This is a genomic window from Paractinoplanes maris (genome assembly GCF_023544465.1).
Classification (GTDB): Bacteria; Actinomycetota; Actinomycetes; order Mycobacteriales; family Micromonosporaceae; genus Actinoplanes; species Actinoplanes maris.
In genome coordinates this window covers 325,663-341,843 of sequence record NZ_JALPVL010000002.1, presented here as the reverse complement: position 1 = coordinate 341,843, position 16,181 = coordinate 325,663, and the positions used below count along the sequence as shown (strand labels likewise).

General features: G+C 70.7%; 15 protein-coding genes and 1 riboswitch. Of the genes, 8 read left to right on the top strand and 7 right to left on the bottom strand.

All coding sequences use genetic code 11. The features are described from left to right. Window positions 1-24 precede the first annotated feature (24 nt). On the top strand, window positions 25-765 hold the full coding sequence (locus tag NAG42_RS06520) for a DinB family protein (RefSeq protein WP_250028769.1): 741 nt from the start codon (window positions 25-27) through the stop codon (window positions 763-765). Here the strand turns inward: NAG42_RS06520 and NAG42_RS06515 are convergent. Genes NAG42_RS06515 through NAG42_RS06505 form a run of 3 tightly spaced genes read right to left on the bottom strand, consistent with a single transcriptional unit; the run spans window position 726 to window position 3,953 of the window. Continuing rightward, window positions 726-1,634 carry a methyltransferase domain-containing protein gene (locus tag NAG42_RS06515; RefSeq protein ID WP_250028767.1) on the bottom strand — a complete coding sequence of 303 codons (909 nt, stop codon included), beginning with the start codon at window positions 1,632-1,634 and terminating at the stop codon, window positions 726-728. The two genes, NAG42_RS06520 and NAG42_RS06515, sit on opposite strands and share 40 nt — an antisense overlap. Before the next feature lie 10 nt (window positions 1,635-1,644). Further along, entirely contained in the window at window positions 1,645-1,995 is a 351-nt protein-coding gene (locus tag NAG42_RS06510; protein ID WP_250028765.1) for an Rdx family protein, read from the bottom strand. A gap of 41 nt (window positions 1,996-2,036) precedes the next feature. Then, a complete protein-coding gene (locus NAG42_RS06505; RefSeq protein ID WP_250028764.1) occupies window positions 2,037-3,953 on the bottom strand; it encodes a YncE family protein in 1,917 nt (638 codons plus the stop codon). Window positions 3,954-4,069: 116 nt separating this feature from the next. On the opposite strand from NAG42_RS06505, the gene NAG42_RS06500 reads away from it, so the two are divergent. Both NAG42_RS06500 and NAG42_RS06495 read left to right on the top strand, forming a co-directional pair. Next, window positions 4,070-5,251, top strand: a complete 1,182-nt coding sequence (locus tag NAG42_RS06500; RefSeq protein WP_250028763.1) for an MFS transporter — start codon at window positions 4,070-4,072, stop codon at window positions 5,249-5,251. Window positions 5,252-5,302: 51 nt separating this feature from the next. Further along, entirely contained in the window at window positions 5,303-6,307 is a 1,005-nt protein-coding gene (locus tag NAG42_RS06495) for a zinc-dependent alcohol dehydrogenase (protein WP_250028762.1), read from the top strand. 215 nt (window positions 6,308-6,522) lie between these two features. Here the strand turns inward: NAG42_RS06495 and NAG42_RS06490 are convergent, their stop codons facing one another. Continuing rightward, window positions 6,523-7,413 carry a LysR family transcriptional regulator gene (locus NAG42_RS06490; RefSeq protein ID WP_250028761.1) on the bottom strand — a complete coding sequence of 297 codons (891 nt, stop codon included), beginning with the start codon at window positions 7,411-7,413 and terminating at the stop codon, window positions 6,523-6,525. 70 nt (window positions 7,414-7,483) lie between these two features. Here NAG42_RS06490 and NAG42_RS06485 point away from each other — a divergent pair, with 70 nt between their 5' ends. Next, window positions 7,484-7,849 (top strand): YybH family protein, encoded by a 366-nt coding sequence (locus tag NAG42_RS06485; RefSeq protein WP_250028760.1) that lies wholly within the window; start codon window positions 7,484-7,486, stop codon window positions 7,847-7,849. 8 nt (window positions 7,850-7,857) lie between these two features. Here NAG42_RS06485 and NAG42_RS43950 read toward each other — a convergent pair whose 3' ends face one another. Then, window positions 7,858-8,424 (bottom strand): LysM peptidoglycan-binding domain-containing protein, encoded by a 567-nt coding sequence (locus NAG42_RS43950; protein ID WP_284044933.1) that lies wholly within the window; start codon window positions 8,422-8,424, stop codon window positions 7,858-7,860. A gap of 19 nt (window positions 8,425-8,443) precedes the next feature. Next, window positions 8,444-8,563: riboswitch (cyclic di-AMP (ydaO/yuaA leader) on the bottom strand. Window positions 8,564-8,749: 186 nt separating this feature from the next. On the opposite strand from NAG42_RS43950, the gene NAG42_RS06470 reads away from it, so the two are divergent. Next, window positions 8,750-9,988 carry a saccharopine dehydrogenase family protein gene (locus NAG42_RS06470; RefSeq protein WP_250028759.1) on the top strand — a complete coding sequence of 413 codons (1,239 nt, stop codon included), beginning with the start codon at window positions 8,750-8,752 and terminating at the stop codon, window positions 9,986-9,988. Window positions 9,989-10,552: 564 nt separating this feature from the next. Here NAG42_RS06470 and NAG42_RS06465 read toward each other — a convergent pair. Next, a complete protein-coding gene (locus NAG42_RS06465) occupies window positions 10,553-11,191 on the bottom strand; it encodes a TetR/AcrR family transcriptional regulator (protein WP_250028758.1) in 639 nt (212 codons plus the stop codon). Between the two features lie 200 nt (window positions 11,192-11,391). Here NAG42_RS06465 and NAG42_RS06460 point away from each other — a divergent pair, with 200 nt between their 5' ends. The 3 genes from NAG42_RS06460 (at window position 11,392) to NAG42_RS06450 (ending at window position 14,435) form a co-directional block, all read left to right on the top strand. Continuing rightward, window positions 11,392-12,000, top strand: coding sequence for a GNAT family N-acetyltransferase (locus tag NAG42_RS06460; protein ID WP_250028757.1), 609 nt, complete (start codon window positions 11,392-11,394; stop codon window positions 11,998-12,000). 19 nt (window positions 12,001-12,019) lie between these two features. After that, window positions 12,020-13,117 (top strand): DNA glycosylase AlkZ-like family protein, encoded by a 1,098-nt coding sequence (locus NAG42_RS06455; protein ID WP_250028755.1) that lies wholly within the window; start codon window positions 12,020-12,022, stop codon window positions 13,115-13,117. Window positions 13,118-14,123: 1,006 nt separating this feature from the next. Beyond that, window positions 14,124-14,435 (top strand): DUF3040 domain-containing protein, encoded by a 312-nt coding sequence (locus NAG42_RS06450; RefSeq protein WP_250028754.1) that lies wholly within the window; start codon window positions 14,124-14,126, stop codon window positions 14,433-14,435. A 468-nt stretch (window positions 14,436-14,903) separates the two neighbouring features. On the opposite strand, the gene NAG42_RS06445 is transcribed toward NAG42_RS06450, so the two are convergent. Continuing rightward, window positions 14,904-16,142, bottom strand: a complete 1,239-nt coding sequence (locus NAG42_RS06445; RefSeq protein WP_250028752.1) for a bifunctional glycosyltransferase family 2/GtrA family protein — start codon at window positions 16,140-16,142, stop codon at window positions 14,904-14,906. Window positions 16,143-16,181: the final 39 nt, after the last annotated feature.

The window sequence follows — 16,181 nt, the reverse complement described above, 5'->3', positions numbered from 1 at the left end:
GGAACAGGGATTACCGTGCCGCTCATGGCTGATTTCGAGCACCAAGACCTGAGCGGTTCCCGGTTCAACTTCGTCGACCTGCGCCGCAGCGTCTTCCGCGACACCGACTTCTTCGACTCGGTGATGCGGGGCGTCTATCTGGGCAACGTCAGCATCGACGGCGGGGTCGAGAACCTGGTGATCAACGGGGTCGACGTGGCGCCGCTGATCGAGGCCGAGCTGGACCGGCGCGACCCGGACCGGCCCAAGATGCGACCAGTCGATCCGGCCGGCTTCCGCGAGGCGTGGGACATCGTCGAGCGGTTGTGGGAGGGCACCGTCGAGCGGGCCCGCAAGCTTCCGCCCGCGCTCCTGCACGAGTCGGTCGACAGCGAGTGGTCGTTCATCGAGACGCTGCGGCACCTGGCGTTCGCCACCGACGCGTGGGTCTCCCGGGCGATCCTGGGCGACCCGGCGCCGTGGCACCCGCTCGACCTGCCGTGGGACGGGATGGAAGACACGCCCGGGGTGCCGCGGGATCGGACGGTGCGGCCCAGCCTCGACGAGGTGCTGGCGGTGCGGCTCGACCGGATGGCGACTGTGCGCCGGGTGATCGACGGGCTCACCGACGAGTCGCTGGCCGCCGACACCACAGCCGTCGAGGGAGCCGGCTGGCCGCCGCCGCGGGCTTTCCCCGTACGGAAATGTCTGTTGACCGTTCTGAACGAGGAGTGGCAGCACCGGCTCTACGCCGAGCGCGACCTGGACGTGCTCTTCTCGCGCTGACCCGCCTGGAAATGCCACATGATCGCGACCGGGGAGCCGGCCGCCGCCGCCTGGAAGGCCTCGGGGGCCTGGCCGATCAGGGTCCACGGCCAGGTGTCCCACTCCTCGATCGGGAAGCGCCGGCCGACCGGGCCGTCGGCGATCGGCTCGGCGCACGCCCGCACGATCAGGCCGTGCGGGAGGGCGGCGGCCAGATAATCACTGGCCCGGTGCCGGTGGGAGGGGATCAGCCGGGGCTCGTCGTCGTCGGTGCGGACGTGCGGCACCGAGCCGAGCAGCACCCGCTCGTGGTGGATGTCGGTGACGATCAGATGGCCGCCGGGCTTGAGGACCCGCGCCAGCTCGGCCAGCGCCGGGCGCAGATCGGGCAGATGGGCCAGGGCGAGCGCACAGATCACCAGGTCGGCGTGCTCGTCGGCCACCGGCAACGCGTCCAGGTCGCCCTCGAGAAAGGTCGCCTGCGGCACGCGGACGCGGGCCTGGGCCAGCATGTCGGGCGAACTGTCCACTCCGGTCACTCGATGGCCGAGCGACGCGAGATGGGCCGCGTGCCGTCCGGTGCCGCAGGCGGCGTCGACGGCGACCCCGGGCTCGAGCGCCTCGACGATGCCGCGGACGAACGGTTCCTCGTACGCGAAGAGGCCGTTGCCCGGTTGGTCGTAGGTCTCGGACCACACGCGATAACCGGTGACCGTGTCGACCGCGCGAGCCTCGACCCCGTCGACGGCCAGCGCCGGGTCGTCCAGCAGCTGGCGGATCTCGGCCACCCGCTCCTCGGCGAAGGCGCGGTCGCGCTCCCCGCCGTAGGCCCGGAGAAGGGACAGCCCCTCGACACCGAGCAGGTAGTGCAGCGGATGCTGATAGATCACGCGGCCGACGTTAGGGCGATTCGTCGGTCGTCGCCATCGCATTACCCGCGTCCTGGCCGGCGTGGTCGCTCGGCCGGTCCTCGCTCGCGCGGTCGGTGTGGCCGAGGGAGCGGCCGGGGGCGATGCGGTCGCGCACCAGCCGCTTCAGCTCGGGCAGCTCCGGGAAGCCGCTCTCCCGGCGGGACCAGAGCAGCTCCTCGTCGAGCCGGATCTCGAACACCCCGCCCGTGCCGGGCACCAGGGCCACCTCACCCAGCTCCTTCTGAAACGTGGTGAGCAGCTCCTGAGCCGTCCACGCGGCCCGCAGCAGCCAGCGGCACTGCGTGCAGTACTCGATCTCCAGGCGGGGTCGTCTCGTCACAAGCGTCGAGTCTAAGCAGGCTCGAGTGCCGGCCCGCACGGCTACTTCGTGAAGGTGAAGTATTTGTAGGTGCCGTAGGTCGTGGTGTTCACCGTGTCGCCCGACTTGGCGTAGATGTAGGAGGCCCGTACCCGATACATCAACCCGACGGTGTGGGTGCCGGTCAGCTCGTTGTAGGCCTTGTTGTCGTACAGCTTGGTATAGACGGCCTTCCACGGCTGCCACTGCTTGCCGTCGTGATACTGGATCTCCAGATAGGCCGACCGGCCCGGGTAGGCCGACATGCTGGTGATGAACTGCGGATTGATCGTCGAGCGCAGGAAGTGATACGACACGGAGCCGATGTTGCCTGTCCCGTAGTGCCGGTCGAGCGCGACCGAGACGCTGACCTTGGTGGCGACCGTCGACTTGACCGTGCGCGCCGAGGTGAAGGCGTCACCGCGGAAGATCGCCGACATGGTCGTCGTGCGGGTCAGCTTGACCGATGCGGTCACGACGCCCTGGCTGCTCGCCGTGGCCGTGCGCACGAGGCGATTGGGCAGGTCACTGCCGTACGGGTCGGCCCAGATCTCGACCGTACGGCTCGAGTGGGTGGCGCCCAGCTTGGCGGTGAACGTCACCGTCGACCCGGCGGCGAAGGTGCTGCCGTTGCGGTCAAGAGTGAGTGTCGTCGGTTTGATCGTGCCCACCGGGAACGACTTGGTGGCGGTGACCGGGAGGTAGTCGGCGTTGCCGGCGAAGGCGACGGTGTAGGTGACCGATCCGGCCCGGGTGGGTTTGTCGCTGATCGAGAACTTGCCGGAGGCGGGCACCGTCTGCGGGCCCACGCGGCGGCTGCCGGCCGCGTCCTTGCGGGTGATCACCACGGGCAGCCCGGCCGGGACCGCGCCGGTGAAGGTGCCGGTGATCGTGGCCGTCTGACCGAACGACAGCTTGGCCGGCACGGTCAGTTGAAGCGCGGTGGCGAGCTTGCTCGGGTCGCCGAAGATCTGCAGCGAGTATTTGCCACCGCTGCCCGAGACGCCGAACAGGCGCGGGCCACCGGGCTCCCAGGCCAGACCGCCGGGCTGCAGTGTGCCGGTGCCCTTGAGCGAGAACTGCTTGGCCGGGGTGGCCGAGCCGGGCGCGAAGACCGAGACGGCCTTACTGGTCGTGCCACCGATGCCGACCGCGACGGTGCCGTCCGGCTTCACGGCCACGGCGTTGCCGTCCGTGCCGGCGGTGTAGTTCTGGATCGTGCTCAGGTCGGCCGGCTTCACCGCGCGGGCCAGGCCCTTGGGCCCGGTCACGACCAGCCGGCTGCCGTCGGCGGTGAACGCCAGGTCACGCGTCTGACCGAGACCCTGGGTGACCACGGTGGACGGGGTGGCGGTCGAGACGTCGATGACACTGACGGTGCCGGCGGCGGCCGACGGGTCGACCGCGGCGATCAGGTTGCCATTGGCCGCCAGGGCCGGCGCCTTGTCGAAGGTCGTGCTGGTGAGGTCGGGAACCAGCTCGTCCTCGTCGCCGCGCTGGAGCTTGCCCAGCCCGCCGCCGGCCGCGCCGAACCACAACGAGCCGCCGGCCTCGGCCACGGTGGCCGGCTCGACCTCGGTGTTCGGGTAGGTTTCGAGCCGTTTGCCGGTCGCGTTGAAGGCGATGAGCGCGTTCCGGCTGGGCGACGCGGCATAGACGTCGCCGCTCTTGGTGAGAGTCAGCCCGGTGATACCGGGATTGTCGGTCGAGGTGTTCTGGACCACCCCGGCGAAGTCCGTCGTGACCAGCTTGCCGCCGACCGGATCGGAGATGTGGATCCGCTTGCCGGGGCCGTCCACGACGAGGTCACCGAACGACGCGATCTCGAGGGGCTTCGCGAGGTCGACGGCCGAGGCCGGGCCGGGGGCGCTCAGGACGAGCGCGGTCGAGCCCGTGACGAGGGCGGCCGACAGCGCTGCTCGCATGATCCGATGAGACACGACGGGCATCGTAAGGGCGCGGGCCACGGCCTTTGATCGGCCGAACGGATCGACGCCCCTGCTTCGGCGACATTCTTCGGCGACATTTTGTCGTACGCCCTCGATAGCGTCAGGTCATGAGCCGGACGCGTGCGTGGGTGGCCCTGGCGGCGCTGTCGCTCGCCGCGTTCCTCTACGTCACGGTCGAGACGCTGCCGATCGGCCTGCTCGCCGCGATGGCTGCTGACCTGGGCGTCAGCGAGTCCTCGATCGGCCTGCTGGTGACGGCGTATGGGCTCGTCGTGGTGGCCGTGACGCTCCCGCTCACCCGGCTCACCTCGTCCTGGCCGCGGCGCCGGCTGCTGGTCGTCCTGCTGGCTGTCTTCGCCGTCGCGACCGCGCTCTCGGCCCTGGCCGTCGACTACGCGTCGCTGCTGGCCGCCCGGGTCGCGATCGCGGTGAGCCAGTCCGTCTTCTGGGCGGTCGTCACCCCCGCCGCGGCCGGGCTGTTCCCGCAGCGGCTGCGGGGTCGCGCGCTGTCCATGGTGTTCGCCGGCAGTTCGACCGCCCCGCTGGTCGGCGTTCCGCTGGGCACCTGGCTGGGCCAGCAGGCGGGCTGGCGTCCGCCCTTCCTGGTCCTCGGTGCGCTCGGCGTCGTCGTCCTGGTCGTCGTGCTGGTTCTCCTGCCCGAGACCCCGCGCGGCGCGAGTGACGCCGACCGGGGCACGGCCCCCGACGCCGGGCGTTACCGCGTGCTCGTGGTGGCCAGCGCGATCACCGTCGCCGGGGCGTTCGCCGCCTTCACCTACATCGACCCGTTCCTGACCCGGGTGAGCGGCTTCGACCCGTCCGCGCTGGGCCCGATCCTGTTGCTCCGCGGCGTCGCCGGTCTGCTCGGCGTCCTGGTCGCGGGCCTGGTCGTCAGCCGCTGGGGCTGGCCGAGCTGGTTGGTGGTGACCGCCCTGCAGGCGGTGGCCCTGACCGTCCAGTTCGCCTTCGGGGCCGATCAGATCACCGCGGTGGCGGCCACCGCGTTCGCCGGGTTCGCCCTGTCCGGCGCCGCCTCGATCCTGGGCGTGCGGGTCCTGGAGGTCGCTCCCACCACCACCGACATGGCGGCGGCGGGCACGTCCACGGCCTTCAACGTGGGCATCACCTCCGGCGCCCTGCTGGGCAGCGCCCTGCTCACCACCGCCGGCCCCCGCGCGCCGGCCCTGGCCGGAGCCGCCCTGTCGGCCATCGCCTTCCTGGCCGTCCTGGCCGAGCCCCGCCTCGCCACGACCCGCACCACCCGGCCAGTCCCCGAGCCGGCCCGCTGACTGTCAGCGGCATCACCGTCGCCCGGCGTCCGGGCGCGGCAGACTGTGGGCATGCGCGCTTTCGTGATCACCGGACCGGGGCAGGCCGAGGTCGTCGAGGTCGATCCGCCCGTGGCCGGCGACGGTGAGGTGGTCGTCGACGTCGAGCGGGCCGGGGTCTGCGGCACCGACATGGAGTTCCTCAGCGGTGAGATGGCCTATCTGGCGACCGGCGACGCCACCTATCCGGTGCGCATCGGGCACGAGTGGAGCGGCGTGGTGTCGGCCGTCGGGCCCGGCGTCGACGCCTCGTGGCTGGGCCGGCGGGTCACCGGCGACACCATGCTCGGCTGCGGGAAGTGCGCGCGGTGCACCAACGGGCGGCAGCACCTGTGCGCCGACCGTTACGAGATCGGCATCCGGCACGGCTGGCCGGGCGCGCTGGCCGAGCGGCTGCCGGTGCCGGCCAAGGCTTTGTTCGCCCTGCCCGATGAGGTCGACGCCACGCTGGGCGCGCTGGTCGAGCCGGGTGGCAACGCGCTGCGCGCCGTGCGGGCGGCCCAGCCCGCGCCGGGCCGCACCGTGCTGATCCTCGGGCCGGGCACGATCGGCCTGCTGGCGGCCATGTTCGCCCGTGCCGGTGGTGCCGACGTGCACCTGCTGGGCGCGACCCACGAGTCGCTCGAGTTCGCCCGCTCGCTGGGTTTCGCCGACGCGTGGACGCGCGACGAGCTGCCGTCCGGGCCGTATGACTCGATCATCGACGCGACCAACGCACCCTCGCTGCCGGCGTTCGCCCTCGACCGCGTCGAGCCGGGCGGCCGGGTCGTCTGCATCGGCATCGCCGGCGAGCCGTCCCTGGTGGACACTCGTCAGGCCGTTCTCAAGGACGTCACCCTGACCGGCGTTCTGAGTGCTTCGGGCGGGCTGGGTGCGACCATCGAGGCGTACGCGTCGGGGGCGGTCGATCCGAGGCCGCTGGTCGCCGAGACGGTCGGGCTGGACGACGCGGCCGACGTGCTCGCCGGGCGCCGGCGCGGATCGGCACCGAAAATGCACATCGACCCGCGAGTCTGAGGCTGCCTCCCCTGCCTCCCCGCCGCCTCCCGCGCCTCCGGGCCTCCTGCGGCCTCCCGCGCCTCCCGGGCCTCCTGCGGCCTCCCGCGCCTCCCGCGCCTCCCGCGCCGCCCGCGCCTTCCGCCTGTCGATCACGTCGGTCACGTTGGTCACGTCGATCTGATCCCGCCCGGAGGTCTGTGCCGCCGCTGTTCGCCGGTGCTGGGGCTCGTTCTTCATCGCGGCTGTTCGCCGGTGCCGAAGGCTTGGCGCAGGTGGGGGAGCAGGGCGGCCACAGCCGGGCTCAGGCGGGGCCGCCAGACCAGCGTCAGCAGTGCGGGGATGCTCAGGCCCTCGATCGGGATGGCTTTGAGCGAGGGAAAGGCGGTGGCCATGGACTCGCTGAGCACGGCCAGGCCGAGACCGCGCGCGGCGAGCTCGGCCACCGCCCCGGGCGCCGAGGCGACCAGAGCCACATCGGGAAAGAGGCCCGCGGCCAGGCACGAGTCGTCGAGAACGGTGCGGATTCCGGTGCCCTCGGGCAGGGTGACGAGAGGGTGCGCGGTGAGCTCGGCCAACTGGATGCGGTCGAGGCGCGCGATCTCGGACCCGGCCGGGGCCAGCGCGACCAGGCCTTCGCGGACGATGACCTGGGACTCCAGGTGTTCCGGTGGGCTGCCGGCCACGCCCACCAGAGCGATGTCCACCGTGCTCACCCGCACGCCCGCGACCAGTTGGTCGGAGTGGTCCTCGATCAGATCCAGCCCGATCGCCGGGTGCTCCCGGCGAAAGGCCGCCAGCGCGGCGAAGAGCGGCTTGACCTCACACCCGGTCACCATCCCGACGGTGAGCTGACCGCGGACCAGGCCGCGCACCTCGTCGACCGCCTGGCGGAGGTCGGCCACGGCGTCGAGGGCCGCTTTGGCGTACGGGAGTGCCTCCACACCGGCCTCGGTGAGCCGTGCGGTCCGGGCGGAACGGTCGAACAGCACGGCTCCCAGTTCGTGCTCCAGCGCTTTGACCTGGGAACTCACCCCCGACTGACTGATACGGACGCGTTCGGCGGCCCGGGTGAAGTTGGCCTCCTCGGCGACGGTCACGAAGTACTCGAGCTGACGCAGTTCCATGACTGCGAATTCTAGTTTCCATAAGAACTATGCGTTGGACTTGTACAGCGCCCTGGAGAAGCATGAACCCATGAACGAACGAGCGAAGGCCCACCGGCCCGAGGACCTGACCCGCCTCTTCGTCGAGCGCGCGAACGCCAAAGACGCCGAGGGCCTGGCTCTCCTTTATGAGCCGCACGCGGTGATGGCCTACCCGCCGGGGCAGCAAACGGTCGGCCGCGCTGCCATCCAACGACTGTGGGAGGAGGCGTTGCCGCATATGCCGGCCTTCACCCCGGAGGAGCCGCTACCGACATTGATCAGTGGTGACCTGGCCTTGACCGCGACGCCACCCAGCGACGGCTCGGGTGCACGGGCTCAGGTGGTGCGCCGCCAGCCCGACGGCAGCTGGCTGCGCGTCCTCGACCAACCCGAGTTCGTCACGCCGAAATCATGATCCGCGGGTCAGAGGTTGAGTCGCTGGCCGGGATAGATCCGGTGCGGACTGCTGATCACGTTCCGGTTGATCCGATAGAGGGCACGCCAGCCGCCGGCGATGTTGGTCCGGTCGGCGATCAGCTCGAGCGTGTCGCCGAGCCGGACGACATAGGAACGCCCCGTCGGGCTCGGCGGGGTCGTGACCCGGTATTGCTTGCTCGAGCCGGCCCGTCGGCCGCAAGTCGGCCAGGCGCCGATGCCCTGCGCGTCGAGGACGCGCTCGGCGATCAGGATCTGTTCGGCGCGAGTGGCCTGGTCGGCTGTGCCGGCGAAGCGTGATCCGCCGTAGGCGCGCCACGTCCGGCCACTGAATTGCAGGCCGCCGTAATAGCCGTTACCGGTGTTGATGCTCCAGTTTCCGCTTGACTCGCAGTGGGCGATGGCGTCCCAGTTGACCTCGGTGCCGCCGGAGGGTGCCGCCGCGGTGACGGGTCCTGCGATGGCTGGTGCTGCGGTGGCTGGTGCTGCGGGCGCGAGCAGGCCGGCCGTGACGACAACCAGCGCGATGCGGGCACGATGACAGATTTGTGGCATGACAGATGGGCCTCCACGCCTACGAGGTCAGCTGTCGGGTTCGGGCTGAGGTGCCCGGCCGCACAGGTGGCGGCTTCACCCCGAGGCGCGCGGACGCGCCGAGGAACGTGGGTCCCCCGCTCCATGCCGTGAGAGTTCGATCCGTCGGGCGGCGGCAGGACTCGGCGTTCCGCCCGCGGGGTCCGCTACGCGCAGACCGGGCCGGTGGGCCACGACGGGCTCATCACACGTCGGTGCAGGTCACCAGCCGGAAGTGGATGGGAACAATCGGATCGAGACTAAACCGATCAAGCGGGCCGGGGGCGCTGATGGAGAATCCAGAACCATGAGCGATCGGGTTCGGGATCACGACATCGTCGTCTACGGCGCCTCCGGGTTCGTCGGCGCCTTGACCGCGCGTTACCTCGCCGAGCACGCCCCGGCGGGCACCCGCCTGGCGCTGGCCGGCCGGTCCGCGCCCCGGCTGGCCGCCGTCCGCGACAAGCTCGGCGTCGACTGGCCGGTCCTGGTGGCCGACGCCGACGACGACGCCGCGCTCGCCCGGCTGGCCGCCTCGACCCGGGTTGTGCTCAGCACCGTCGGGCCTTACCTGAAATACGGCGCCGCGCTGACCGCCGCCTGCGCCGAGTCCGGCACCGACTATGTGGACCTGACCGGCGAAGTCGTCTTCGCCCGCCAGAGCATCGACGCCAACCACGAACGGGCTCGCGAGACGGGTGCCCGGATCGTGCACTCGTGCGGCTTCGACTCGATCCCCTCCGACATCGGCGTGCACGTCCTGGCCCAGCAGGTCGCGGCGGACGGGGAGGGTGAGCTCACCGACACCGCCATGGTGGTGACCAGCATGAGCGGTGGGGTCAGCGGCGGCACCATCGACACGTTGCGCCACCAACTCGACGTGATGCGGAACGACCGCGGCCTGCGCCGGCTCGCCGCCAGCCCGTATTCGTTGAGCCCCGACCGCAACCAGGAGCCCGACCTCGGCCGGCAGGGGGACGTGGCCACGGTCAAGGGGGCCGACGTCCACCCGACTCTGCGGGGCACGCTCGCGCCGTTCTTCATGGCCTCGTACAACACCCGGGTCGTGCGCCGCAGCAACGCTCTGCACAACCATCGGTACGGTCGCCGCTTCCGCTATCGCGAGCTGATGAGCGTGGGGACGTCGCCGATCTCGCCCCTGATCGCGAACGGCCTCAAGCTGGGCTTCGGCGCCCTGGTGGCCGGGATGATGCTGCCGCCGACCCGGTTCGTGCTCGACCGCGTCCTCCCCGCACCGGGCAGCGGGCCCAGTGAGAAGGCGCAGCGCGACGGGCACTTCACCGTCGACTTCTTCACCACCACGACCACCGGGGCGCGCTATGGGGCTCGGTTCCGGGCTCAGGGGGATCCCGGTTATGCGGCCACCGCCGTCATGCTCGGTGAGTCGGCGCTCGCGCTCGCCCTCGACGGCGATGCGCTGCCGGCCTCGGGCGGCGGGGTCCTGACGCCGGCCACAGCCATCGGCGACGCGCTGGTCACCCGCCTGCGAGCCACCGGCATGGAGATCACCGCCCGCCGCCTCTGACGCCACCCCGTCATCGCTGGCGCCACCCATCGTTACTGGCATCACCGTCATCGCTGGCGCAACCCGTCATCGCTGGCGCAACCCGTCGTTGCTGGCGCAACCCGTCGTTGCTGGCGCAACCCGTCGTTGCTGGCGCCACCCCGTCGTTGCTGGCGCAACCCGTCGTTGCTGGCGCAACCCGTCGTTGCTGGCGCAACCCGTCGTTGCTGGCGCCACCCCGTCGTTGCTGGCGCAACCCGTCGTTGCTGGCGCAACCCGTCGTTGCTGGCGCCACCCCGTCGTTGCTGGCGCAACCCGTCGTTGCTGGCGCCACCCCGTCGTTGCTGGCGCAACCCGTCGTTGCTGGCGCAACCCGTCGTTGCTGGCGCCACCCCGTCGTTGCTGGCGCAACCCGTCGTTGCTGGCGCAACCCGTCGTCGCTGGCGCCACCCCGTCGTTGCTGGCGCCACCCACCACCCCCGCCGCCTCTGATGCCGTCCCGCCGTCCGCCGTCCGCCGCCCTCTGCGCCAAGGCCGGTGCGCCGGTTGGTTCGGGGTCGGGTCGCCGGAGTGGCTCGGCGCGCTTCAGAGCGAGACGGCGGTGGTGGTGAGGGCCAAGGCGACGGTGGTCAGGTGGTCGGCGAGGCGGTCGGGGTCGCCGGCCATGTCGTGTGAGATCCAGTCGATGATCACTTCGCTGAGGCCGGCCACCAGGGCGAGCAGCGTCCGGTCGTACCCGATCTGGTCCTGGGGTGTGCCCCCGGCCCGCCGCAGCACGGCGGCGACGAACTGGGCGTCCTCGCGCAGCACCCCGCGGCGCCGGCTCTCCATGCGTGGCGCGTTCACGTAGATCACGCGGGCGCTCTCGGGGTTGCTCTTCAGCATGCTGACCAGGGTGTGCAGCGCCGGGCCGAACAGTTCCGCGAGGCTCGCCGGCTGAGCCGGGACCGCAGCCGCAACCCCGCGGAGCAGCCACTCGTTCTGCTCGCGATTGACCTTGAGCAGCAGGTCGGCCCGATCCTCGAAATGCTCGTAAAAGTACCTTTTGGACACCCGAGCCGTGGTGCAGACGTCGGCCACGGTGACGTCCTCGTAGTCGCGGGTCCCGAAGAGGTGCACCGCCGACGCCACGATCCGGGCCCGCCGCTCGCTGGCCCGTTGCTCGCGTGACCGCCCGGCATAGGTCTCGCCTCGCCGGGTCGTCGCTGCGGTTGATCCCTCCACGCCACCTACGGTACGACTCGCCGGGTCCTCCCACCCGAAAACCCTCCACTTTGGTCAGACATGGGAGGGCAATGGTCATCATCGCGCTGTTTCGTCGCGGACGGTAGCGGCTATCCGACGTTTCGGGCATGACTAATCACTCATGGGCTTCATATCCCACGCTACTGGCCGGAACCGGTCCTTCCGGGCAGGATCCATTCATGGCCGCCAGCCGTCTCCCTTTTCCGCTCACCCTGACCGGAGACGGCATCCTCCTGCGCGAATGGCGCTCCGAGGACCTCGATGACCTGGTGCGCATGCTCGACGAACCCGAGATCGCCCGGTGGACGCCGATGCCGTCGCCGTTCGACGTCGAGGCCGGCATCGCGTACCTGAAGCGCTGCTATCAAAATCGCGTCACCGGTCAGCGGATCCAGCTGGCGATCACGGCCGATGGTGGCCGGCCCCTCGGCGAGGTCCTGCTCTTCGGTGTCGACCTCGGCCTCAAAGAGGCCGAGCTGGGTTATCTGGTCGACGTCCGGGAGCGCCGGCGCGGGCTCGCGTCGGGCGCGTTGTCACTGCTTTCGGCGTACGCCCAGAGCAGTCTGCATCTCAGCCGGCTGCTCCTGAGGATCGATCCGCGAAACGTCAGCAGCACCGCCGTGGCCCGGCGCTGCGGTTATCGGCTCACCGGCGAGCCCCCGATCCTGCAGGAGGGGCCGCACGGGTCGAGCCGGCTCGACACCTGGGAGCTGGTCGAGCACCAGTCCGGCCGGCGTAGCGATCGACTGAAAAATGTCGCAGCCCGGCGGTACGGTCGTCGCACCTGAATCGCTCCTTGGGGGTGTCGTGGTCACCGTCGACCGTGCACAAGCAATGGCCTACCGGGTGGCCGCGCTCGGCCTGGCCCAGCGCAGCTCCGCCCGCCCCGCCGACCTGCCGATCCTCGATCTCGGCGTGCAGGAATACACACCCGGCTCGGCCGAGGTGGCCCTGGCCGCGCGCACCAGCGCCGCCGCCGCCGACGACCGGCTGATCACCGTGTGGGCAGCTCGCGGGGCACCTCATCGGCATCGTCGCGCCGACCTGACCACCCTGGTCAGACAGTTGTGGCCGATCAGCGACGCCGACGCCTCGGCGCGCATCAAGAGCGGCCAGATCCCCGACGGCATGAAACTCGGGATCGAGGCGTTCCGGGTCACCGCCGACGCGTTCCGCGAGGTCGTGCACGACGCGATGCCCCGCGGCGAGGTGAGCACCGAGGTGAGCAGACGGGTGCCGCGCTCGCTGACCTACGAGTGCCGCAGCTGCGAGGCCCGGCACATCGCCGGAAACGTCTGGCAGCACTCCGGCCTGGCCGGCGGCATCGAGGTCCAGTCCCGTGGCCGCGACGCGATGCTCGGCCCGATCCCCGACGCGCCGCCACGCCCGACCGAGTCTGAAGGCCTCGACGAGCTGATCCTGACCTACCTGCGCTTCCTGGGCCCGGCCGGCCCGATCGAGGTGGGGAAATATCTGGGCAGCTCGACGGCCGAGATGAAATCCGTCTGGCCCGCCGACCGCCTGACCGAGGTGACCGTGGACGGCCGCAAGGCATGGATCCCCACCGACGCCCTGACGAAGCTCAAGGCCGCGTCCGCCCCGTCCGGCGCCCGTTTCGTCCCACCGATGGATCCGTTGCTCCAGGCCCGCGACCGCGACCTGCTGGTCCCCGATCGCGACCAGCAGAAAGACGTCTGGCGCACGCTCGGCAACCCAGGCGCCCTCCTGCTCGACGGCGAGATCACCGGCGTATGGCGAGCCAAGATCGCCGGCCGCAAGCGGGTCGACCTGACCGTCACCACGTTCAGCTCACTCCCGTCCCCACGCCGCAAACAGATCGAAAAGGAAGCCGCCGAGGTCGCCCGAGCCCGAGAGGTCCCCGAAGCCACAGTCACCTTCGAGTAACGCGCCAACCCACCCCGGTCGCGGCTCTCCGAGCTCAACGCTCGACCCGGTGACCGCGACCGGGTGCGGCCTGTCCGCGCCGGGTCGCTCGAGGTATGCGCCGGGTCGTTCACCGTCCACCGTCGCCAGTTGCGCGATTGGCTCGCCATCCGCGCTCGACGGCCCGCCGTACGCACCGGGTCGTTTGCGGTCAGCGTGGTGGCGGCGCTGGATTGGCTACCGGCCGTGCTGGATGGACCCCATCCGCGCTGGAGGGCCCGCCGTCCGCTTTCTGTCGTCTGCCGTGCCCGCCGGATGGCGCGCTGTGTCGTCTGCCGTGCCCGCCGGATGGCGCGCTGTGTCGCCTGCCGTGCCCGCCGGATGGCGCGCTGTGTCGCCTGCCGTGCCCGCCGGATGGCGCGCTGTGTCGTCTGCCGTGCCCGCCGGATGGCCCAAGAATCTTGCGCGGTCGGGCAGAGAGTGCTGGCCGAGGTGGCCCGCTGGCCTTCCTGGTGCGGTGACGACCAGGCCGCGGGCGAGCGCGTTATCTGGTACGCACGTGCCGTCAACGAACTGCCGCTTCTGGTTCGTCCCATCAGTGCAGTCCCACTCGTGCACGCGCTGACGTTCGGTGAAGCCATGAGGAGGCACGCTTTCGACACAGCGCCGGCCTCCATTGCGTCGTGGACACGTATCAGGCGGAGGTCGCGCGCTATGTGTGGCGGCGGTCCTGACTCGGGACTGTGGAGGAACTGACCACTCTCCGGACGGCGGGTGTGGGCTGCTCGTGGGTCGGACGAAGTGGCATGACGCTGTCATCTGCTGAGCGACACCGGGGTCGTGTGAGCGGTCCACGGCATGGGATGGAGGCCGGTCACGAAGGGTCGTCTTGAGGGTTTTGTCCCGGTGGGTGAGCGGCGCGGAATTCTGGTGGTATCCGGAAGGCAACGTGTGAGTAACAATGGCATTGATCGGAGTGCGTGCCGTCCGATGCGAGCAAGGGCGCGGGCCGACCGGAGGTGGCGACATGTTGAGCAGGGAAGACAACCGGCGCTTGGCACAGCTCGAGCGTCAGCTTCGTCGTGATGATCCTGAGTTCTGCGCCCGCATGACCAGCGGCCGGTTGGAACCACCCCGTCCCAAACGCCCGTCCTGGTCATTACTCCTGACTGCCGTCACCATCTGGATCGCCGCCCTGATCCTCGGCGTCCTCGGTTGGTGGGTCGCCGCGGCGGCAGCCGCCTTCTTCGCCACGGTGGTCATCGCCGCCGCTGTGCTTCGCCGGCCGCCGGGCCGCCCCCAGCGGATAACTCCGGACCAACTGCCGCCGGAGCAATAGCCCCGTTTCGGGCACTCACCATCTTCGGCCTCGCCCGGAGCGTCGCCGGTCGTGAAAGCCGTGGCGGCGTGCCGCACTCGGCGTGGTTGCTGACGGCGGTGGTGCTCGGCTCGGCGGCGGACAAGGCCACCGCTTGGGCGTGGTTGCTGACGAGGGTGGTGTCCCACTCGGCGGCGGGCAGGGCGAACGCCTGGGCGTGGTTGCCGACGAGTACGCGACGAACGGGCCGCCCGCGTGTTGCCGTCGGTGTACGCGAGCCGTACGGCACGCGGCTGCGGAGGCCGGGTTCGGCCGACCGTGCCCTGGTCACGGCTCGTTCATGAACGCATCTGCGGGCGGTCGGTGAGCTGACGCCGGCCCGCGTTCGCCGGGAACTCGCTGACCCGGACCTGCGGAACGGGCTGGCTGCCACCTCCTCGGAGCTTGGTTGGGCCGGCATGTGGTCTGGGCAGGGCGATGACGGCTGAGTCAGGCGGTGGCTTCCGCTGGGGGACGGGACCGGAAGACCCAGATGCGCAGGAGCAGGAAACGGACTGCGGTGGCCAGGAGGTTGGCGGCTATCAGGACGGCCAGTTCCACCGGCTTGGGTGGGGCGGAATGCAGGGCGCTCAGAACGGCCAGGGCTCCGCTGGTCAGGGCCAACCCGATGCCGAAGACGATCAGGCCTTGGGTCTGGTGACGCCAGACGCTGTCGTTGCCTCGTACGCCGAACGTCAAGCGGCGGTTGGCGGCGGTGTTGGCGACCGCGGTGAGCAGGAGGGCCACAAAGTTGGCCCACTGTGGACCCATTCCCTGGCGGAGCAGGGCATACAGGGCCAGGTAGGCCAGCGTGCTGGCCACCCCCACGGCGGCGAAGCGGATCAGCTGGCCGGTCAGGCCCGCGGGTACGCCGGCCACCGGGAGCGGGTCGCGGCCGAGTTGATCGCGAAGCGTGGCCAGGGGGAGCCGGCCCGAGCCGAAGGCGCGCAGCAGGCGGACGATGCCCTTGAGGTCGGCTACGGCGGTGGACACGATGTCGACCCGGCTGTCGGGGTCGTCCACCCAGTCGACCGGTACTTCGTGGATGCGCAGGCCGGCTCGTTCGGCCAGCACCAGCATCTCGGTGTCGAAGAACCAACCCGTGTCCTCGACCATCGGCAGCAGGCGGGCGGCCACGTCCGACCTGATGGCCTTGAAGCCGCACTGGGCGTCGGAGAACCGGGCCAAGAGGGTGCTGCGCAGGATCAGGTTGTAGCTGCGGGAGATGAACTCCCGCTTCGCGCCTCGCACCACCCGGGAGCCGCGGGCCAGGCGGGAGCCGATCGCCAGGTCCGAGTGCCCGCTGATCAAGGGCGCGACCAGCGGCAGCAGGGCGCCCAGGTCGGTCGAAAGGTCGACGTCCATGTAGGCCAGCACCGGCGCGTCGGATTGCGTCCACACGTACTTCAACGCGCGCCCCCGGCCCTTCTCGGCCAGCCGCACCGAAGCCACCTCGGGCAGCTCGTAGGCGAGCCGACCGGCCACGGCGGGCGTGGAGTCGGTGCTCGCGTTGTCGGCGATGGTGATGCGGAAGCGGTAGGGGAACGAGGCGCTCAGGTACGCGTGAAGCCGCCGCACGCAGGGCTCGAGGTCGATCTCTTCGTTGTAGACCGGAACGACCACGTCGAGCACCGGGGAGTCGGTTCGGGTCGGGGCCGCCGCGTTCGCCGGCTGCGTCGAAAGGCTCATGCCACAACGGTGATCGCGGGTGCTGAGGGTGATTTGTGC